Here is an 18983-nt window from a genome sequence, read left to right on the forward strand (position 1 = left end):
CGTATTTGAAGGCAGTATATATATAATCCGTCTGGACGGTCAATTAATAGAAAAAAATTTAGAGGAGTCCGTGGAGGCACAGGTCAGACGCTTTTCTCGCCAATGTCGGCAGATCCAGCTTGCCCGTCGGCTCGTACCAGGTATAGGTCCAGTTGAGCATTCCATAGATGAGCATGGCGTGAGCCGACACGTCGAGGCGGGACGCAAATTTTGCCGCATTCAGCTCTTCGAGGAGCGCTGAGAGCTGCTCAATCAAACGATGCTCGGCACGCCGCACTTCCTCGCGCACGGGCTCCGGCAAATACTCCGCGTCGCCGAGGAGGACCTTGTGGCAATCACGCGACTCGAAGTAATACTTCAAGTGCGCCAGTATGAACTCGCGCAGCTTGGTTTCCGGAGTCAGCTTGGACGTCGTGATATCGCGCGCGATAGCCAACAGCCCATTCACATGCGCGAGCAGCATTGCTTCGAGCATCGCTTCTTTCGAGGGAAAGTAGTGGTACATCCTCGACTTCGACGCGTTGCAGGCTGCCCCGATATCGATGATGTTCGTATTTCGGAACCCCTTCTCTGCAAAAAGATGTGCCGCTGCTGCCAGGATTTGCGACTTGATATCGTCGAAGTTCTCCGCCCGCGTACGTGCCATGACCTTGCTTTTTTTTTGCGATAGATGATTTCGTCATTCTATCCGATCGTGCTTCAGCACTCCCGGACGCGCCACGCGCGCTGCGCTTTCGCCCGTGTTGTCAGGCGCCCCCTCGCTTGCCGGCTCGACCATGCTGGAGATGCGTCGGGTCGGACCGTCCGGCGAGGAAGCCAACCCCCGTGCCACTCGCCAGAATGTCCCTGGAATGCCGGCGCCGCACCCTGCAGCGGTTCACGGCGCCGTGTGATGAGGCAAGTCGTGCCCTCGTCGGGAAGCGCGTCTTCGGCGCTCCCCCCATCAAAATGCGCGCCGGAAAATCTCCTCGATCTCGGCCTGCACGGCACGCCGCGGGTTGGTGAGCCCACAAGCATCCTGCATCGCATTCGCCGCGAGCGTCGGAACGTCCTGCGCCTTTGCCCCAAGCTCCGAGAGCCCCGAGGGAATCCCGATATCTTTCGATAAACGCCGAATTGCCGCAATCGCGACCTTTGCGCCCTCTTCGTCGCTCAGGCCGTCAACCGATTCGTCCATTGCCTGAGCGATATCCTTCAATCGGGCGGCGCTCACGCTCGCGTTGAATTCTTCCACGTGAGGCAGCAAAACCGCATTGCAAACGCCGTGTGGCAAGTCATAGAATCCGCCGAGCTGGTGCGCCATCGCGTGCACATAGCCGAGTGATGCATTGTTGAACGCCATCCCCGCCAGAAACTGCGCATAGGCCATATTCTCGCGCGCGGCCATGTCATCCCCGTGTGACACGGCACGGCGCAGGTTTCGCGATATCAGCGTGACGGCCTTGAGCGCGCAAGCATCCGTAATGGGTGTCGCCGCCGTCGACACGTACGCTTCGGTGGCGTGCGTCAACGCGTCCATTCCGGTCGCTGCGGTCAACCCCTTCGGCATCGCCGCCATCAGTGTCGGATCGTTGACCGACAACAACGGCGTGACGTTACGGTCGACGATGGCCATCTTCACGTGACGCTTCTCGTCGGTAATGATGCAGAACCGCGTCATTTCGCTTGCGGTCCCTGCCGTCGTATTGATCGCCACGAGCGGCATCTGGGGCTTCTTCGAGCGATCCACGCCTTCATAATCCGAGATATTTCCGCCATTGGCCGCACATAGCGCAATCCCCTTCGCGCAGTCGTGCGGCGAACCGCCACCCAGCGAAATCACGAAGTCGCATTGATGCTGCTTGAGCATTGCAAGCCCCGCTTCCACGTTTTCCGCCGTGGGGTTCGGCTTGACCCCGTCGAACACCGTGGACTGGATGTCTTGTTTGGTCAACAGCTTCGCCACCTTTTCCGCGACACCCGCCTTGGCAAGTCCGGCGTCGGTCACGATCAGTGCATGCCGGAAGTGGTACTGACGCAGTGCGGCGATCGCCTCGTCAAGGCTACCCATGCCCATTACGTTGACTGCGGGGATAAAAAACGTCGTGCTCATGGTCATGCTCCATATCTGTCCCATCGGGGGGGGGCGCACCGCGCACGCACGACATGGTCAATACCCCATGCGAACCCGTGAGCGGTGTAAAGAGTCGTCCTTCGCTAGCAATGAAAGCAGCATCGCACCCATGGTGCGATGCGTCATTGATCTGCCGCAAGCTCAGCGGCGAACAGACTGAGCGCTCAGAAGAAGCCGAGCGGATTGACGTCGTAGCTCACCAGCAGATTCTTCGTTTGCTGATAGTGATCGAGCATCATCTTGTGCGTCTCGCGGCCGATACCGGACTTCTTGTACCCGCCGAACGCGGCGTGCGCCGGATAGAGGTGGTAGCAGTTGGTCCACACGCGTCCGGCCTGAATGCCGCGGCCCATGCGATACGCGCGATTGATGTCGCGTGTCCAGACCCCGGCGCCCAAGCCGAACTCGGTGTCGTTCGCGATCGCCAACGCTTCCGCTTCGTCCCGGAACGTGGTCACCCCAACGACCGGGCCGAAGATCTCTTCCTGGAATACGCGCATGCGGTTATCGCCCTTGAGCAACGTCGGCTGAATGTAAAAGCCCGACGCCAGCGGTCCGCCCAGCGCTTCGATGCCCCCGCCCGTCAACACCTGTGCGCCTTCCTTGCGGGCGAGATCGAGATACGTGAGGATCTTGTCGTACTGCTGCTGCGACGCCTGCGCGCCGACGGCCGTGTCGGTATCGAGCGGATCGCCGCGCTTGATGCGCGCCACCCGCGCCATCACCACTTCCATGAAGGGCTCGTAGATCGATTCCTGCACGAGCGCCCGCGACGGACACGTGCACACCTCGCCCTGATTCAGGAAGCCCAGCACGAGACCTTCGGCCGCCTTCTCGATGAACGCCGGCTCGCCGTGCATGATGTCGTCGAAGAAGATGTTCGGCGACTTGCCGCCCAGCTCGACGGTGCTCGGGATCAGGTTGGCCGCCGCCATCGACAGAATGTGGCCACCGACCGGCGTCGACCCGGTGAACGCGATTTTCGCGATGCGACGGCTCGTCGCCAGCGCTTCGCCGGCTTCCTTGCCGAAGCCTTGCACGACGTTGAGCACGCCGGGCGGCAGCAGATCGCCGACCAGCTCGGCGAACAGCGTGATCGAGAGCGGCGTCTGCTCGGCAGGCTTGAGCACCACGCAGTTTCCGGCCGCGAGCGCCGGCGCGAGCTTCCACGCGGCCATCAGCAGCGGGAAATTCCAGGGAATGATCTGGCCGACGACACCCAATGGCTCATGAAAGTGATACGCGGCCGTGTGCTCGTCGATCTCGGCGGCGGTGCCCTCCTGCGCGCGAATGCAACCGGCGAAGTAGCGGAAGTGATCGATCGCCAGCGGCAGATCCGCCGCGAGCGTCTCGCGCACCGGCTTGCCGTTGTCCCACGTCTCCGCCACGGCGAACCGTTCGAGGTGCGCTTCGAGCCGGTCGGCAATCTGCAACAGAATGCGCGAGCGCGCCTGCACCGACGTCTTGCCCCATTTGGGCGCCGCCGCGTGTGCCGCATCGAGCGCCAGCTCGATATCCGCCCCGTTGGAGCGTGGGAACTCTCCGATAACACCGCCGGTCACGGGCGATGTGTTGGTGAAATAACGGCCTTCCGCGGGCGGAACGAACTTGCCGCCGATGTAGTTCTCGTAGCGCGTCTGCAAAGTCAGCAGGGCACCGGGGGTGCCGGGCGGGGCGTATCGCATGGTGTGTCTCCGGATAATTGTCGTGTCGGTGGCGCGGCGGCCACACAGGGCAATAAGCAAGTCGCGGGCCACCCGGGGCCGGTCGCCGATTCACGGGCCAGACGCCGGTTCGACAACGGGCGATGTGTGCCGAATCCGAGACAGGGTTGTCTCGTGCCATGACACGGTTGTCTCATCCTCATGACAGACAATCGCCCAATGGCCATCGATTGACATACCGCATTGCAATCGCCTCCGGCATGGGACATGCTTCGGGAACGACTACGAGATCATCCGGCACGGGGGAGACGACCAATGCCAGCCAAGACAGAATCCGCGCACGCGCGTCGTGTGCAGGATGTCGTACAAGGTCACCTGTCGTCCGTCGCGACGGCGACGGACCCGAACATCGCGAGTTCATGGCGCCGATGTCTCGACACCTACGCGCTCGATCCGGGGGCGCGCATGACGCCGCGGGTGTTGGCGTCGTCGCAACTGCGCGAGCGGCGCAGCGCGATGGAGCGGCTGTGCCATGTCTCCATGCCGGTGCTCGAGCGTTTGCAGCGTCAGTTGATGAATCCGCGCCAGGCCGTGCTGCTCACGGCCCCTGACGGCGTGATCGTCGACTCCCGGCTGCACGACGACACGCGCGACGACTTCCACCGCGCAGGCTTGTGGCCGGGCGCCGACTGGAGCGAGTCGTGCGAAGGGACCAACGGCATCGGTACCTGCGTGGTCGAGCGCGCGCCCGTCATCATCTGCCAGCAAGATCACTTCCGCGCGCTGCACACGCCGCTCACCTGTACGGCAAGTCCTGTCTTCGCGCCGCAAGGGGACTTGCTTGCCGTGATCGATGTCTCGTCGACGAGCGCCGATGAGACCCGGCAAAGCCAGTTTCATACGCTGGCGCTCGTGAACCTGTCGGCCAAAGTCGTGGAGCGCGACTATTTTTTCCAGCACTATCGCGACGAGTGGCTGCTGCAGTTGCAGGAACCTGGCGACCATTTGGGTGACTTCGCGCAAGCATTGCTTGCGTTCGACGACACCGGCCATATTCTCGCTGCCAATCAGAGCGCGCTCAATCGCCTCGGCGCGACGCGCGACGCGCTGGTGGGCACGCGCGTGGATCGATGGTTCGCGCAAGCGCTCGACACCCTGCTCGCGCAAGCGCATCCGGCGCCGAGTGCGTGCTGGCCGATTCGGACGCATACGGGCGAGGCGCTGGTGGCGATGGTGCGTTCGCCGTTGCGTGCGGCGCGCCGGGCAACGCGTGCGGTGAGCGCGCCGCATGAGGCGGCGGTCGAGCCGTTTTCCGATCCGGTGCTGGCGCGTGAATTTTCGCGTGCGTGCCGCGTTTTCGCGCATGACGTGCCGGTGCTGATTCGCGGTGAGACCGGCAGCGGCAAGGAAGTCTTCGCGCGCGCCGTGCATGCGGCAAGCGCACGGGCCAGCGGCCCGTTCGTGGCGTTGAATTGCGCGGCGATTCCGGAGTCGCTGATCGAGAGCGAACTGTTCGGCTACGTGGGCGGCAGCTTCACCGGGGCGCGCAAGGAAGGGATGGCCGGAAAGCTATGGCAAGCCAATGGCGGCACGCTGTTTCTCGACGAAATCGGCGATATGCCGTTCGCCATGCAAACCCGTTTGCTGCGCGTGCTCGAAGACCGCAGGGTGTCGCCGCTCGGCGGTGGCGAACCGGTGCCGCTCGATATTCGCGTGCTCAGTGCAACGCACCGAGATCTGTCCGAACGGATTGCCGAGCGGCAGTTCCGCGAAGATCTTTTCTATCGGTTGAGCGGCCTCGAGGTTCGCGTGCCGTCGCTGCGCGAGCGCGACGACAAAGTCGACGTGATGCACACGCTGCTGGCGCAGGCCTGCCCTCAGGGTCCCATCGGCCTGACGGACGCCGCGCGGGATCGGCTGTGCGCGTATCCGTGGCCCGGCAATGTGCGTCAGATGCGCAGCGTGATTCGAACGCTGGTCGCGCTCAGCGAGCGCGGCGTCATCACGCTGGACGACCTGCCGGACGCATTGCGCGACGCATCGGGGCTTCCCCCGGTCGACCCGCCGGCGGAGGCGCCCCTGGAAGCGGCGGAACGCCAGGCGTTGCGCACAACACTTGATGCCTGTCAGGGGCAGGTCAGTGCCGCGGCGCGCAAGCTCGGCGTGAGTCGGAATACGCTTTATCGAAAGTTGAAGCGATTCGGCCTGCTGCGCGGATAACACCGGTCGCGCAGCCGCCGAGCGGGGCATTCACTTCATCGGGATCGGCGTTGCTCGATCCACGGGAACGGCGGTCACGCTGTTCTGCGGGGAGCCGTCGATGAGCTTGTCGGAGTAGGTGAGATAGACGAGTGTGTTGCGCGTCTTGTCGACCATGCGCACGATGCGCAGCTTCTTGAAGAGCGGAGACAGGCCTTCCGAGAAGACTTCTTCCTTCTTGGGCAGTGGCCCTTCGAACGACACCGGCCCGACCGCGCGACAGGCAATCGAGGCTTCCGCCTTGTCTTCCGCAAGCCCGACCAGGCCTTTGAGTCCACCGGTTTTTGCGCGCGACACGTAGCAGGTCACGCCATGTACCTTCGGATCGTCGTAGGCATCGACGACAATCTTGTGATCCGGCCCCACGAGCTTGAACGCGGTATCGACGTCGCCGATCTTCTCGGCATGCGCCCAACTCGTGGCGACCATCAGTGCCAGGGCGGCGGCTTTCTTCATGAGAATGTCTTCCGTCAGGAGTCTACGGCGGCTGCGACCGCATCCGCCACGCGTCGCCCGAGTCGGGCGCCGTGCGGCCGATTCTACCCGCGTCGCGCGATCTTCAACATCCTGCCAGGGCGCCTGCCGTGCTTGGGTCGAGCAGTTGCCGGTCGCGATCAAATGCGCTATAGTCACGCCTCTTCGCGCGGGGGTATAGCTCAGCTGGGAGAGCGCTTGCATGGCATGCAAGAGGTCAGCGGTTCGATCCCGCTTACCTCCACCAAACGAATGACGGTTTACGTCCCCTTCGTCTAGAGGCCTAGGACATCACCCTTTCACGGTGAGTACAGGGGTTCGAATCCCCTAGGGGACGCCATCTCACGGCAGCGGTGTGACATCGACACATCGACGCCCGCCGGCGTCAGATTCGGCAAATCGCATCATGAAGCCGGCTGTCTTTCACGACATCCGGCTTCTTGCGTTTACGGGCGGTCTTTCGCGAAGGGCGGCAAGATGGCGACGTGCGCCGCCGTGTGCGCCAGGCCTTGGCCGTTGCCCGGTGTCAGCGGATCAGCGGGCGTTGCCGGTACAATACCGGCTTTGCGCACGCCATGTCGACGCGCGCCGTGGTGAATTCCTCATGAGCAAACCTGCCCTCACTCTCAAGTTCAAGTGCACCCAGTGCGCCAAGCCGGTCACGTTGTATCTGCAGAAGACGACCGCGTGTTCGCACATCACGCCGTATCAGGGCTGGTGCAAGTGCGGTCAGTTGATGCGTCATGCCACGGGCGACAAGAGCGCAGTGGCGTCGTTCGTCGACTCGATGGACCCGCTATGGTCGCATCACCATCACCATTAAGCGCTGCGCCCCGCATTGCGCGTGCCGCCAGTGCGGCCCGAACCGGCGGGGTGTGCCACCCATGACATCCGTGCTCACGCCGTGGCGTCCCGCGCCGAAGGACCCCATGCGCTTCATTGCAGCCTATCCGGCGGGCGTGCTGGCACAAGTGCGCGAACTGATCGACGCGGGCCAGCTGGCCGCGCATCTTGACCGGCGCTATCCCGAGCGCCACACCGTGCAGACGGACCGCGCGCTGTACGACTTCACGGCGCAAATCAAACAGAACTACTTGCGCAGCGCACCGCCCATCCACAAAGTCGCTTACGACGCCAGGATCGACGTCGTGCATCATGCGCTGGGGCTGCACACGGCGATCTCGCGGGTGCAGGGTGGAAAGCTCAAGGCCAAGAAGGAGATTCGGGTCGCCTCATTGTTCCGCGAAGCCCCGCCCGAGTTTCTGCGCATGATCGTCGTGCACGAACTCGCGCACCTCAAGGAAAGCGACCACAACAAGGCCTTCTACCGCCTGTGCGAGTTTATGGAGCCTCGGTACCGTCAACTCGAGTTCGATACACGGCTGTTTCTCGTTCGGCGCGAGCTCGAGGCGGCCTCACCCGCTGACGATTGAGCATTGCGCGCGGGCCAAACGACAACGCCCGCCGGCATGACACCGGCGGGCGTTGTTTTTGGCGATTGCCGTTGCTATAACGCGCGAGCGATCAGTACGGATACACCATATCGTTCGCGACGGCGGCCCGCTGGCCCTGCTGAACGCGCAGCGGCGGCGCTTGCGTGACCGTCGCGACGCGACCGTCGTCCAGGCGCACGGTGATGCGGTACAGCACGTTCGGCTGACCCATGCCGTTCTCGATGCGATTCCCGGCGATGGCGCCGATCACGGCACCCCCGATGGTGGTCGCAGTGCGCCCACGCCCGCCGCCCATCGTATTGCCGAGCAGGCCGCCCGCCGCGCCGCCGAGCACCGTCCCGAGGATGTTCGGGCTGTTATTGGCGCCGTTCACTTGCTCGATCGATTCGACGCGGCCATACAGTGCCCCCGGAATCTGCTGCTGTTGCGGCTGCTGATACCCCTGTTGGTAGCCCGGCTGCTGCTGATAGCCCTGTTGATACCCCGGTTGCTGATAGCCCTGCTGGTATCCCTGTTGCTGATACCCATACTGCGGGCCCGGTGCAACGCAACCGGCCAGCATGAGGGCGGCCAGTGCCGCGCTGATTCCCGTAAGTGTCTTGATGTTCATTTTGGTTCGTCCTCGTGAGCGTGAGGTAAATGCGCCATCACCGACGTTCGCGGTGACACTGCGCACCCTGTGGTGAGTCTATTGCGACCACGACGCGGAATGTAGGGTTCCGCAGACCTTTGTGCTGTAAGAAAAGGTAAGCGTTTGTAATGGCGTGGCGCGTACCGCGACGACGGTTTCAGGCGCATTGTCGCCCTTTCGGGGCGCCCATCGATTATCGTCTCGCCAGATGAGGCATGCGGGCATGTTCTGCACATGCTTCACGAAAAGTGGGAACTTACTAACGATTTACGATTTGAGCGCTGTTTGAGGTCGTTATCCAACAGGGGGGGGCGGCCGCTCCTGACCGCCGAGGCGACGATGCCACGGGCCTGCCCGTGAGCGGGCGGGGGCGTCAGGCGGGCGGGTGCCGACATTTTGAGGCGCGACCCGAAAAAAGCGCCTCGAATGAGGCGCTGTATCCCTGATTGCGCTGCCGTGATCGTCAGGTCAGCTCGGCCGCGACGGTGTGCGGCCCGCCAGCGCGGCGCCACCTCCCATGATGTAATTCTCCAACTGGTCGATGGTGAACTGCTGTTCGGTGATGATGGCCTTGACCAGGTCGCCGATGGAAAGCAGGCCCATCAGTTCGCCGTCTTTCATGACAGGCAGGTGACGAATGCGATGTTCCGTCATCAGCGACATGCATTCGTCGTTGGTCTGCTCGGGGCCGACGTAACGCACGGCTGAGGTCATGACGTCGCGCACCGGGGTATTGACCGAGGTGCGCCCCATGAGGGCGACTTTTCGCGCGTAATCGCGCTCGGTGAAGATGCCGACGATCGTGCGATCGTCTTCGCTGACCAGCACCGCCCCGATGCGTGCTTCGGCCATCAGGGTCAAGGCATCGAGTACCGAATCGGACGGGCGCACCTTGTACACCGTGTCGACCGATTTGGACTTCAGGATCTGAGCGACTGTTTTCATGGTCATCCTCCTGCGGGCTGCGGGTACTTACAGCATAGTTGAGGGCGGACCGCGCGTCATGCTCGCGTTGTCCCCGAGTGAATCCGCGCGCGGCAGACCCGCGCGGGCGCCACGACCGGCCACTTTTTGTGCATTGCGGAACCCGGCGGTGGCCGGGGCCCTCCAGATTGCTGCCCGAATGCCATTTTTTTCCCACGAGCAACGTAGAAAGGCGTATCCTAGCGGGATCGGCGAAAATTCGTCGATCATCGCCTGACGATCGCGAAAAGCTTTATCGGCGTCGCTGACAACCATGTCTTGCGAGCCGGATCACTCGCTGTGCCGATGGCGCAGACCCCACGGTCTTCGCCCTCCCGACACACACTGCTCGTCATTGTGGCACTGCCGCAATGTGCCTTGCTCCTTCGAACCATCGCCGCGTTTCGGTGCCCCGCCATGCTGTCATGGCCAGTCCACCGGGTAGGCTCCTTTTGGCGTTCGATGTGCACCCGGTCACCGCCAGGGTGCGGCGACGGTATTGGCGAACGAACCTTCAGTAACATCGGTGCTGCGCTCTCGCGAGCGGTACCCTCAAGAGGACACGATATTGGCCAAGGAAGAACTGATCGAATTCAGCGGACACGTTTCGGATGTATTGCCGGACAATCGCTTTCGCGTCACGCTCGAAAACGGCGTGGTAGTGATGGCATATGCGAGCGGCCGTATGCAGAAGAACCGCATCCGCATTCTCGCGGGTGACCGCGTGACGCTGGAAATGTCGCCCTATGACCTGAGCAAGGGCCGCATCAACTATCGTCACAAGAATTAAGTCAGCGAAAACGTCTGGCTTTTGCGCGTCGCAAGGCATCGCCTCGACGCGCACGGAAGCGATGCGCGGCGACCCGACGGTCGGTCGCTGCCCATCACTTCGCATTTTCTGCCGAATTTCCCCTCGCGTTTCCCTTCACATTCCCCCCCGGATTTCCCCTCCCGAGTTGTTCCCCGGATAGTCCCCGTATTGCTCGCAGAACGTGCTGCCTGAGCGGCCGCCCGAGCGTCTGCCATTCGCACCCGCCCGACGTCAGCGAGGCATAGGCGAGGCCGGCGGTGCGCGGGTGTCGTGCTGTCAGAGTTGCTCGAAGCGGTCGAATCGGCGGCCCGTGTATTCCACTTCGCTTTCGAAAGCCGTCACGCGCGCGCCAGGCGGGCCGTGCCGCATCCACTCGAGCATTTTGTCGACTTGATCGGGCGTGCCTTGCACCAGCGCGAGAATGTCGCCCTCGGGCAGTGCCTGCACCCAACCGCGCACGCCAATCAGGTGCCCTTCGCGCACGGCCGCCTGCCGGTACCCCACGCCTTGAATCTTGCCGCGCAAACGCACGGCAACGGTTTCTAGCGTGGAACTGGGCGAGAGTGACTTCATGGCGGCGAGCAGCGGAAAAAGCAACGACAAGGATTCGAAAGACGAGCCTTCAGGGAAGCGGCGATTGTAGCGCCATCGTTTGACGCTTGCCCGCCCGGTTGTCCGTGCGCGCGCTCAGTCCTTGCCCGTGACCAGCCGCAGACGCGTGATCTCCGACGGGGCACCGAAGCGCTTGGGCGGCCCCCAGTAGCCCGTCCCCCGACTGACGTAGATGGCCAGCCTGCCGAGCCGGTGCAGGCCATGCACGTAAGGCTGTTGCAGCGGCACGAAGTACATCCACGGCCAGAACTGCCCGCCGTGCGTGTGTCCCGAGAGTTGCAGGTCGAAGCCGGCTTCCTGCGCCGCCGGCGCGCTGCGTGGCTGATGCGCGAGCAACACACGCGGCACGCCTTCGGGGGCTCCGGCCACGGCCGCGAGCGGGTCGCTCGACTTTTCCGGATCGAAATGGTGCGCGGTGAAGTCGGTCACGCCCGCCACGGTAAGCGACGCGCCTTCGTGAGCGAGCACCACGTGTTCGTTTTCGAGCACCGTCAGGCCGATGCGCCGCAATTCTTCGACCCAGGCCGGCGCACCCGAGTAGTACTCGTGGTTGCCGGTACACACGTAGGTGCCGTGGCGCGAGGTAAGCTGCGCGAGCGGTGCGATATGCTCGCGCAAGGCGGGTACCCCACCGTCGACCAGGTCGCCGGTAATGGCGATGAGGTCGGGCGAGAGGTCGTTGGCCGCCTCGACGATGGCCTCGATATAGCTGCGGCGAATCGTGGAACTCACGTGAATGTCGCTCAACTGCACGATCGTGAATCCATGGAGTTCGGGCGGCAGGTTGGTGATGGGTACGTCCACGTCGACCACGCGCGCGAGGCGTCGTGCATTGTAGAAGCCCAGCAACGTGGCGATGGCGGTGAGCATCAGCACGATCACCGCCGAGCGGACGACGAGTTGCGCGTCGAGTGCCGAGATGAGCATCGCCACGCCGAGCACGACGTCGCGCAGCACCGTGAGCACGAACAGTGTCGAGAAGATGCCGATGGCCGTCATGCCGGTCCAGGTCAGCAGCGTTGCGAGCGGCTCCCGTTGGATCGCGCGGCTCATCAGGCCGAGCGGAATGAGCGCGACCGAGGCGGCGAGCCACAGTCCGCCCACCACCTTCCAGCCGACGGCGACCGGTAACGGCGTAAGCAAACGCCAGCCAATGTAAGCATGCAACAGCGCGATGAGCGCGAGCATCAACCAGCGCGGACGCGCGGGCAGGGTGCGCCGTGGCGATTTACCGTGCGCCTGGGCGGCGTCTGGCGAGGGGCGGGATGCGGTTGAAGCGTGTGGGGAGGGTGACATGGCGTTGTCTGTTCGAAATTCGGGGGCGGACGAGCTCACTATCGGGGCGCGCGTCGCAATCGCAAGGGCGGCAGACGAATTACGCAGGCGGTGCCGGGTATTTCTGCGCGTTCATGACGAGCTTGTCTGCCACGGCGCGGTTCAGGTCGACACCAAGTACCGATGACAATCGCACGAGATACATGGCGATATCGGCCAGTTCCTGCTCGACGTGTCGGGCTTCGGTCGTCTGCATGACGGTCTGGGCTTCGGCGTCGGTCTGCCACTGGAAGATTTCGACCAGTTCCGCCACTTCGACGGACAACGCCATCGCGAGGTTCTTGGGCGTGTGGTACTGCTGCCAGTGTCGCGCATCGGCGAACGCCTGCAGAGCCGTTTCCAGTCCGGCCGTCTCGATGAGACGCGCGTGGGGGGCGTCGACGTTACCTTGTGCAGAAGCTTCGTTCAGAGCAGCGGTCATGGGGTGCGAAGTTCGGAGAAGGTCCAGAGGCGACCCACTGGCAGCCGGCGGGCCGACGGCGGACTGGGCAAACGCGACAAAAAGCTGTGCGAACGGAGTATGGTAGCGCGTTGGCGCTGGATGCGCCGTGCACCATCCCTGTCCCTGTCCCTCCTGAGCTCACCACCCTTGGACCGTTTCACGCCCGACCCCGCGCCATCCGACGCAAAGCCCGAGCCGGTCTCCTGCCGCGTCACGCTCGTGCCGTCGGGCTGGCACTTCGACGCCCCGGCCGATACGCCGATTCTGCTCGCGGCGCAATCCGCCGGCATCAAGCTGCCGAGCCTGTGCCGCAACGGCACCTGCCGCGCCTGTCTCTGCCGGGCCCAGACCGGCGGCGAGCCCGCCCCGGTGGCTTACCGCATCGCGTGGCCCGGGCTGTCGCGCGAGGAGAAAACCGACGGATGGCTGCTGCCGTGCTGCGCCTATGCCCGCGCTGACCTCGTCATCGACGCGCCCGACGCCACGCTTTGTTAAACTTGGCGCTATCTGACGCTCGCCCCCGAGCCGACATAACCGATTCAGGATCAGGAAAGCCGAATGGCACAGTACGTATTCAGCATGAACCGCGTGGGCAAGATCGTGCCGCCCAAGCGTCACATTCTCAAGGACATCTCCCTGTCGTTCTTCCCAGGCGCTAAGATCGGCGTGCTGGGCCTGAACGGTTCGGGCAAATCGACCCTGCTCAGGATCATGGCCGGCGTCGACAAGGAGATCGAGGGCGAAGCGGTCCCGATGCCGAACCTGAACATCGGTTATCTGCCGCAGGAGCCGCAACTCGATCCGGAGCAGACCGTGCGTGAAGCCGTTGAAGGCGGCATGGGCGAAGTCTTCGAGGCCCGCACGAAGCTCGACGAAATCTACGCCGCCTACGCCGAACCGGACGCCGACTTCGACGCGCTCGCCGCCGAGCAGGCCAAGTACGAAGCGATTCTCGCCGCGAGCGACGGCAACAACATCGAACAAACGCTGGAAGTGGCCGCCGACGCGCTGCGTCTGCCGCCGTGGGACGCCAGGATCGGCGTGCTCTCCGGCGGCGAGAAGCGCCGCGTGGCATTGGCACGTCTGCTGCTCTCGAAGCCCGACATGCTGCTGCTCGACGAACCGACCAACCACCTGGACGCCGAATCGGTCGATTGGCTCGAACAGTTCCTCACGCGTTTTCCCGGCACCGTGGTGGCCGTCACCCACGATCGCTACTTCCTCGACAATGCCGCCGAGTGGATTCTCGAACTCGACCGCGGGCAAGGCATTCCCTGGAAGGGCAACTACAGCTCCTGGCTCGACCAGAAGGAGCAGCGCCTGAAGCAGGAAGAGGCGACGGAGTCGGCGCGTCAGAAGGCGCTGCACAAGGAACTGGAGTGGGTGCGTCAGAACCCGAAGGGCCGTCAGGCGAAGTCGAAGGCGCGTCTCGCCCGGTTCGACGAACTGAATAGCCAGGAATACCAGAAGCGCAACGAAACCCAGGAAATCTTCATCCCGGTGGGTGAGCGTCTGGGCAACGAAGTCGTCGAGTTCAAGCATGTGTCGAAGGCGTTCGGCGACCGTCTGCTGATCGACGACCTGAGCTTTAACGTGCCGCCGGGCGCTATCGTCGGCATCATCGGCCCGAACGGCGCCGGTAAATCGACCTTCTTCAAGATGCTGACGGGCCGCGAGCAGCCGGACAGCGGCGAGATCAAGATCGGGCCGACGGTCAAGATGGCCTATGTCGACCAGAGCCGCGACGCGCTCGATGGCAGCAAGACCGTATTCGAAGAGATCGCGGGCGGTGCCGACATGCTGACGGTGGGCAAGTATCAAACGCCGTCGCGTGCCTACATCGGGCGCTTCAACTTCAAGGGCTCTGACCAGCAGAAGCAGGTCGGGTCGCTCTCGGGCGGTGAGCGCGGGCGCCTGCACATGGCCAAGACGCTGATTTCCGGCGGTAACGTGTTGCTGCTCGATGAACCGTCGAACGATCTGGACGTCGAAACCCTGCGCGCACTCGAGGACGCCCTGCTCGAGTTCGCCGGTTGCGTGATGGTCATCTCGCACGACCGCTGGTTCCTCGATCGTATCGCCACGCATATTCTGGCCTTCGAAGGCGACTCGCACGTCGAGTTCTTCCCGGGCAACTATCAGGAATACGAGGCGGACAAGAAGAAGCGCCTTGGCGAGGAGGGCGCAAAACCGACGCGAATCCGCTACAAGCCGATCGCGCGGTAAGGCACGAGAGGGCGCCGCAAGGCGCCTTTTCTGTTTGAACGACGGTTCGGCGAGCGCATGACAAGTGCGTGGCGGTAGGCCGGCTGTCATTACCCGTGTTCGACGTGCCATGCTGGCGCCAGGTGCGCTGCATGACCCGCCATTTTGACGAATCAGGAGTGTGCAAATGAGCCAGTCAGTGAATCAGTTGAATGGGAAAGTCGCCGTGGTGACCGGTGCCGCCAGCGGCATCGGCCGCGAAATTGCGCTCACGCTCGCGCGTGCCGGTGCGGCCGTGGCCATTGCCGATCTGAACCAGCAGGGCGCGGACGCCGTGGCGCAAGAAATCGAGGCCGCCGGTGGCCGCGCCATTGGCGTGGCGATGGACGTGACCAGCGAAGAGGCGGTGAACAGCGGCATCGACAAGGTGGCGGCGACCTTTGGGTCGGTCGACATCTTGATCTCGAACGCGGGCATTCAGATCGTCAATCCCATCGAGAACTATTCGTTCGCCGATTGGAAGAAGATGCAGGCGATTCACGTGGACGGTGCCTTTCTCACGACCAAGGCGGCGCTCAAGCATATGTACAAGGACGACCGCGGCGGCATCGTCATTTACATGGGCTCGGTGCATTCGCACGAGGCGTCGCCGTTGAAGTCGGCCTACGTGGCGGCCAAGCACGCGTTGTTGGGGCTCGCGCGCGTGCTCGCCAAGGAAGGCGCGAAGCACAACGTGCGCTCGCACGTCATCTGCCCTGGCTTCGTGCGCACGCCGCTCGTCGACAAGCAGATTCCGGAGCAGGCCAAGGAATTGGGGATTTCGGAAGATGAGGTCATCAAGAAGGTCATGCTCGGCGGTACGGTCGATGGCGTGTTCACCACGGTCGACGACGTTGCGCAAACCGCGCTCTTCCTCGCCACATTCCCGTCGGCCGCATTCACCGGCCAGTCGTTCGTGGTGAGCCACGGCTGGTTCATGCAGTAACGCGCGGACGGTGCGGGGGGCGCCGGCCGCGTCATGCGCCGGCGCCGTCCCGTTCGGTCGCGCTTCGATTCAGCCTCAGAAAGCTTCAGGAGAACGGTCATGACGGCCAACCCGCCGAAAGTCCCCAAACGTGCCATCGACCTCCCGCCTTACGAGACGGTCGCGCTCGTCTTGCAGGGCGGTGGTGCGCTCGGGGCCTATCAGGCAGGCGTATACGCCGGTCTGTTCGAGGCCGGCATCGCGCCGAACTGGATTGCCGGTATTTCCATCGGGGCGCTCAATACCGCGATCATCGCGGGCAATCCCCTCGAGCGTCGTGTGGCACAGCTCGAAGCGTTCTGGCGCACGATCTGCGAGCCCGCTGTTTTCCCGCCGTTGCCGGCACCGCTGGAGGCGGCCATCCTCAATGGCCCCGAGACGGGACGCATCGCCTACAGCGCATGGCAGGCATGGCGCGCCGTCGCCGAAGGCCAGAAGGGCTTCTTCACGCCACGCTGGCCGCAGCCGTTGCCCGCGGCGATGGGCGACCCGGCGCACGCAAGCTACTACGACACCTCGGCGCTGCGCGGCACGCTGGAGCGTTTCGTCGACTTCGATCGAATCAATGCATGCGAGACGCGCGTGTCCGTGGGCGCCGTCAATGTGCAAACGGGCAATTTCGTCTACTTCGACAACACGCGTGAAAAGCTGCGCGCGGAGCATTTCATGGCATCGGGGGCCTTGCCGCCGGGGTTTCCCGCCGTGGAGATCGACGGACAGTATTTCTGGGACGGCGGCCTTGTGTCGAATACGCCGCTCTCGGAGGTGCTCGGCACGTCGCCGCGCCGCGACACGCTCGCGTTCCAGGTGGATCTGTGGAGTGCGCGCGGGCCACTGCCTGACAATCTGAACGATGTCGCGGGCCGCCAGAAGGACATCCAGTTTTCGAGCCGTACGCGCTTGGTGACCGACAACCTGCAGCGCGCCCAGCACTATCGTCGCGTGTTGCGCGAAGTGCTCGAGCGTGTGCCGGCCGACGTTCGCGCGCACGACCCGTGGTGTCACGCGGCGCAGGAGATCGCCTGCAGCAAGCGCTATAACGTCATCCAGCTCATCTATCGCAACAAGGAAAACGAGGGGCACTACAAGGACTATCAGTTCGGACTCGCGACCATGCTCGATCACTGGGCAAGCGGACTCGACGACGTGCGCCGCACGCTCACGCATGCCGACTGGCTGTCCATGCCCGACGACACCTCGGGCTTCGTCACGCACGACATCCATCGTCACGAAGTCGTCTGACCCGTCGTTAACGGGCCTCATCCCGTTCGAACTACCCCTGTGGCGTGCCCCCCGACACGCGACAGGGCCCCGCGACCGGCTCGTGCGAATCGCCGGCATTTCGTTGAACCGATCCGCTCACCCGCTCACACCGCCGACTGCGCCAGCGCCGTCGCCATCCGCTGCTTGAGCGGTTGCAGATCGAGCAGCATGGCCGTGCGCGCGGTGCCGTCTGCGGCGGGCAACTCGACGGCTTCGCGCATGTCGTTGCGCATTTCGTGCGTGGCGCGTCCGAGCAGCATGGCGGGCACCGGCAGCTTGTCCGCCTCGTCGAGCGTGACGATGTTCTCGATGGCGTCGACGAGCAGCCCGAGCTTGTCCTTTCCATGTTCGATGACGAGAATCTTGCGCGCCTGCGCATCGTCCGGGGGCGGCATGCCGTACAGCGTGCGCAGATCGACGATGGCCACCAGTTCGCGTCGCAAATTGAGCATGCCGCGTACAAAGGGCGGTGCGCCCGGCGCGGGCATGATGTCCGCCGAGTCGTGAATGATCTCGCGCAACTGATCGAGACGCACGGCCAGCATATGTTGCAGACGGAACGACACATACGCGTGGCGTGTGCCGCGTGGCGACCTGGCCCCGGTGCCGCGCCATGCCGAATCGCCTGGCGTCGCGCGCTGTGCGCTGTCCGTCTCCCGGTATAGCTCGCGATGGCCGCGCGTGAGCTCGAGCACCTGCGAATGCGTGAAGAGTTCGTCGGCGTTGAGCAGCACGATATCGTCGGCTTGCTCGCGCGCGATGCAGCCCGAGAAGAGCTGCGCGTGCGAGGCGCTGAAGGACGGCATGGCGAGCAACTCGTCGGCGAAGTACGTCACGATGCTGTCCACGGCGTCCACCAGCAGACCGAAATGCACGTCTTCCTGCTTGACGATCAGAATCCGTCGCGGATCCGACGCCGTGCCCGCGATTTCGGGCTCGGGGCGGCAAGGGTGCAGGCCGAGGAAGTGAGCGAAGTCGATGACCGGCACGACGGTGCCGCGCAGATTGAGCATGCCGACGCAAAACACGCTGGCGAGCGCCGAATTCTGCAAGTCGGGAATACGGATGATTTCGCGAATCGCACTCATCGGCAGCGCCAGGCGCGATTGCTCGACCGTGAACGACACGCATTGCAGGCGCTGACGCTGCTGGCGGCGCTGTGGCGCGCTCAGCGCCTGACGCGCGAGCAATTGCGGCATGTTCTCGATGCGCACGAGGGCACGCGGCGCGAGAATCTGCAGGATGCGGTCGCCGTCGTCGAGCTTGATGGCCCCGCAGACGACCTGCGGCGCCGTGCGCGACGGGTCGTATTCGAACCCGGTACGCTGCGATGCGCGCACGCGCAGTATCTCGCTCGTGGTGTCGAACAGCAATCCCACCCGTACGCCCTCGACGTCGACAATCGCAATCTTCTCGCTCGCGGGTGCCGGCCTGTCCGGCGCGTCGGCGACCATTGCCAGCAGCGGCTTGAGATCGACGATGGGAATGAGCGTGCCGCGCAGGTTGAACAGGCCAAGCAGAAAGGGCGGCGAGAGCGGCACGGGCGTGACGCGCGCCGGATAGTTCACCACCTCCTGCAATGCCGCGATGGGCAGCGCGAATTCCACGTCGCCCAGATGAAACGAGCCGAAGACTTCGACGTCGTCCGGCGTTGAAGCGCGCGGCAGCACCGGGGTGTCGGCGACGGCGTCGCGCTGCGGAAGCGGAAATTCTGGTGTCGGTGCATTCATGAT

Annotated in this window: 18 protein-coding genes and 2 tRNA genes; 10 read left to right on the top strand and 10 right to left on the bottom strand. The window is 63.8% G+C overall.

Going from position 1 to position 18983, the window contains the following annotated elements; translation table 11 throughout:
* Positions 1-58 precede the first annotated feature (58 nt).
* From PCE31106_RS11560 to exaC, 3 genes are all read right to left on the bottom strand, one after another.
* Positions 59-646 carry a TetR/AcrR family transcriptional regulator gene (locus tag PCE31106_RS11560; RefSeq protein ID WP_150563334.1) on the bottom strand — a complete coding sequence of 196 codons (588 nt, stop codon included), beginning with the start codon at positions 644-646 and terminating at the stop codon, positions 59-61.
* Between the two features lie 297 nt (positions 647-943).
* A complete protein-coding gene (gene yiaY / locus PCE31106_RS11565) occupies positions 944-2092 on the bottom strand; it encodes an L-threonine dehydrogenase (RefSeq protein ID WP_150563335.1) in 1149 nt (382 codons plus the stop codon).
* A 185-nt stretch (positions 2093-2277) separates the two neighbouring features.
* Positions 2278-3798, bottom strand: coding sequence for an acetaldehyde dehydrogenase ExaC (gene exaC, locus PCE31106_RS11570; RefSeq protein ID WP_150563336.1), 1521 nt, complete (start codon positions 3796-3798; stop codon positions 2278-2280).
* A gap of 294 nt (positions 3799-4092) precedes the next feature.
* On the opposite strand from exaC, the gene PCE31106_RS11575 reads away from it, so the two are divergent.
* Positions 4093-5997, top strand: a complete 1905-nt coding sequence (locus tag PCE31106_RS11575; RefSeq protein ID WP_150563337.1) for a sigma-54-dependent Fis family transcriptional regulator — start codon at positions 4093-4095, stop codon at positions 5995-5997.
* A gap of 30 nt (positions 5998-6027) precedes the next feature.
* Here the strand turns inward: PCE31106_RS11575 and PCE31106_RS11580 are convergent, their stop codons facing one another.
* Positions 6028-6492, bottom strand: a complete 465-nt coding sequence (locus PCE31106_RS11580) for a CreA family protein (RefSeq protein WP_150563338.1) — start codon at positions 6490-6492, stop codon at positions 6028-6030.
* Positions 6493-6681: 189 nt separating this feature from the next.
* Here PCE31106_RS11580 and PCE31106_RS11585 point away from each other — a divergent pair.
* The 4 genes from PCE31106_RS11585 to PCE31106_RS11600 all read left to right on the top strand — a co-directional run bounded on the left by PCE31106_RS11585 (position 6682) and on the right by PCE31106_RS11600 (position 7943).
* Positions 6682-6757 (top strand) — tRNA-Ala (locus PCE31106_RS11585).
* Positions 6758-6774: 17 nt separating this feature from the next.
* Positions 6775-6850: transfer RNA gene (locus PCE31106_RS11590), tRNA-Glu, on the top strand.
* A 264-nt stretch (positions 6851-7114) separates the two neighbouring features.
* A complete protein-coding gene (locus tag PCE31106_RS11595) occupies positions 7115-7333 on the top strand; it encodes a hypothetical protein (RefSeq protein WP_017234634.1) in 219 nt (72 codons plus the stop codon).
* Between the two features lie 106 nt (positions 7334-7439).
* Complete coding sequence (locus tag PCE31106_RS11600) at positions 7440-7943, top strand: M48 metallopeptidase family protein (RefSeq protein WP_150563395.1); 504 nt, start codon at positions 7440-7442, stop codon at positions 7941-7943.
* Between the two features lie 91 nt (positions 7944-8034).
* On the opposite strand, the gene PCE31106_RS11605 is transcribed toward PCE31106_RS11600, so the two are convergent.
* A complete protein-coding gene (locus PCE31106_RS11605) occupies positions 8035-8574 on the bottom strand; it encodes an outer membrane lipoprotein (protein ID WP_017234636.1) in 540 nt (179 codons plus the stop codon).
* Between the two features lie 489 nt (positions 8575-9063).
* Positions 9064-9540, bottom strand: a complete 477-nt coding sequence (locus PCE31106_RS11610; RefSeq protein WP_150563339.1) for a CBS domain-containing protein — start codon at positions 9538-9540, stop codon at positions 9064-9066.
* Between the two features lie 586 nt (positions 9541-10126).
* Between PCE31106_RS11610 and infA the strand changes: the two genes are divergently transcribed.
* Positions 10127-10348: a translation initiation factor IF-1 gene (infA, locus tag PCE31106_RS11615; protein ID WP_017234638.1), complete on the top strand. Its 222-nt coding sequence runs from the start codon at positions 10127-10129 to the stop codon at positions 10346-10348.
* A gap of 297 nt (positions 10349-10645) precedes the next feature.
* Here the strand turns inward: infA and PCE31106_RS11620 are convergent, their stop codons facing one another.
* The 3 genes from PCE31106_RS11620 to PCE31106_RS11630 form a co-directional block, all read right to left on the bottom strand.
* Positions 10646-10942: an acylphosphatase gene (locus PCE31106_RS11620; protein WP_026132080.1), complete on the bottom strand. Its 297-nt coding sequence runs from the start codon at positions 10940-10942 to the stop codon at positions 10646-10648.
* Positions 10943-11056: 114 nt separating this feature from the next.
* A complete protein-coding gene (locus PCE31106_RS11625) occupies positions 11057-12169 on the bottom strand; it encodes a metallophosphoesterase (protein WP_150563396.1) in 1113 nt (370 codons plus the stop codon).
* 187 nt (positions 12170-12356) lie between these two features.
* Positions 12357-12737 (bottom strand): nucleotide pyrophosphohydrolase, encoded by a 381-nt coding sequence (locus PCE31106_RS11630; RefSeq protein WP_150563340.1) that lies wholly within the window; start codon positions 12735-12737, stop codon positions 12357-12359.
* Positions 12738-12905: 168 nt separating this feature from the next.
* Between PCE31106_RS11630 and PCE31106_RS11635 the strand changes: the two genes are divergently transcribed.
* The 4 genes from PCE31106_RS11635 to PCE31106_RS11650 all read left to right on the top strand — a co-directional run bounded on the left by PCE31106_RS11635 (position 12906) and on the right by PCE31106_RS11650 (position 17229).
* A complete protein-coding gene (locus tag PCE31106_RS11635) occupies positions 12906-13253 on the top strand; it encodes a 2Fe-2S iron-sulfur cluster-binding protein (protein ID WP_017234642.1) in 348 nt (115 codons plus the stop codon).
* Positions 13254-13316: 63 nt separating this feature from the next.
* Positions 13317-14984 (top strand): energy-dependent translational throttle protein EttA, encoded by a 1668-nt coding sequence (ettA, locus tag PCE31106_RS11640; protein WP_017234643.1) that lies wholly within the window; start codon positions 13317-13319, stop codon positions 14982-14984.
* Between the two features lie 166 nt (positions 14985-15150).
* A complete protein-coding gene (locus PCE31106_RS11645) occupies positions 15151-15948 on the top strand; it encodes a 3-hydroxybutyrate dehydrogenase (protein WP_150563341.1) in 798 nt (265 codons plus the stop codon).
* Positions 15949-16047: 99 nt separating this feature from the next.
* A complete protein-coding gene (locus PCE31106_RS11650) occupies positions 16048-17229 on the top strand; it encodes a DUF3734 domain-containing protein (protein ID WP_254440987.1) in 1182 nt (393 codons plus the stop codon).
* A gap of 125 nt (positions 17230-17354) precedes the next feature.
* Here PCE31106_RS11650 and PCE31106_RS11655 read toward each other — a convergent pair whose 3' ends face one another.
* Positions 17355-18980, bottom strand: coding sequence for a chemotaxis protein CheW (locus PCE31106_RS11655; protein WP_150563343.1), 1626 nt, complete (start codon positions 18978-18980; stop codon positions 17355-17357).
* Positions 18981-18983: the final 3 nt, after the last annotated feature.

This window comes from Pandoraea cepalis (assembly GCF_902459665.1).
GTDB lineage: Bacteria > Pseudomonadota > Gammaproteobacteria > Burkholderiales > Burkholderiaceae > Pandoraea > Pandoraea cepalis.

Coding starts and splice junctions, on each gene's coding strand:
- PCE31106_RS11625 (WP_150563396.1), bottom strand. CDS start 12,169: ATGCTCGCGCTCATCGCGCTGTTGCATGCTTACATTGGCTGGCGTTTG.
- PCE31106_RS11630 (WP_150563340.1), bottom strand. CDS start 12,737: ATGACCGCTGCTCTGAACGAAGCTTCTGCACAAGGTAACGTCGACGCC.
- PCE31106_RS11610 (WP_150563339.1), bottom strand. CDS start 9,540: ATGAAAACAGTCGCTCAGATCCTGAAGTCCAAATCGGTCGACACGGTG.
- yiaY (WP_150563335.1), bottom strand. CDS start 2,092: ATGAGCACGACGTTTTTTATCCCCGCAGTCAACGTAATGGGCATGGGT.
- PCE31106_RS11605 (WP_017234636.1), bottom strand. CDS start 8,574: ATGAACATCAAGACACTTACGGGAATCAGCGCGGCACTGGCCGCCCTC.
- PCE31106_RS11580 (WP_150563338.1), bottom strand. CDS start 6,492: ATGAAGAAAGCCGCCGCCCTGGCACTGATGGTCGCCACGAGTTGGGCG.
- PCE31106_RS11560 (WP_150563334.1), bottom strand. CDS start 646: ATGGCACGTACGCGGGCGGAGAACTTCGACGATATCAAGTCGCAAATC.
- PCE31106_RS11600 (WP_150563395.1), top strand. CDS start 7,440: ATGCGCTTCATTGCAGCCTATCCGGCGGGCGTGCTGGCACAAGTGCGC.
- PCE31106_RS11595 (WP_017234634.1), top strand. CDS start 7,115: ATGAGCAAACCTGCCCTCACTCTCAAGTTCAAGTGCACCCAGTGCGCC.
- PCE31106_RS11575 (WP_150563337.1), top strand. CDS start 4,093: ATGCCAGCCAAGACAGAATCCGCGCACGCGCGTCGTGTGCAGGATGTC.
- PCE31106_RS11655 (WP_150563343.1), bottom strand. CDS start 18,980: ATGAATGCACCGACACCAGAATTTCCGCTTCCGCAGCGCGACGCCGTC.
- exaC (WP_150563336.1), bottom strand. CDS start 3,798: ATGCGATACGCCCCGCCCGGCACCCCCGGTGCCCTGCTGACTTTGCAG.
- ettA (WP_017234643.1), top strand. CDS start 13,317: ATGGCACAGTACGTATTCAGCATGAACCGCGTGGGCAAGATCGTGCCG.
- PCE31106_RS11620 (WP_026132080.1), bottom strand. CDS start 10,942: ATGAAGTCACTCTCGCCCAGTTCCACGCTAGAAACCGTTGCCGTGCGT.
- PCE31106_RS11650 (WP_254440987.1), top strand. CDS start 16,048: ATGACGGCCAACCCGCCGAAAGTCCCCAAACGTGCCATCGACCTCCCG.
- PCE31106_RS11645 (WP_150563341.1), top strand. CDS start 15,151: ATGAGCCAGTCAGTGAATCAGTTGAATGGGAAAGTCGCCGTGGTGACC.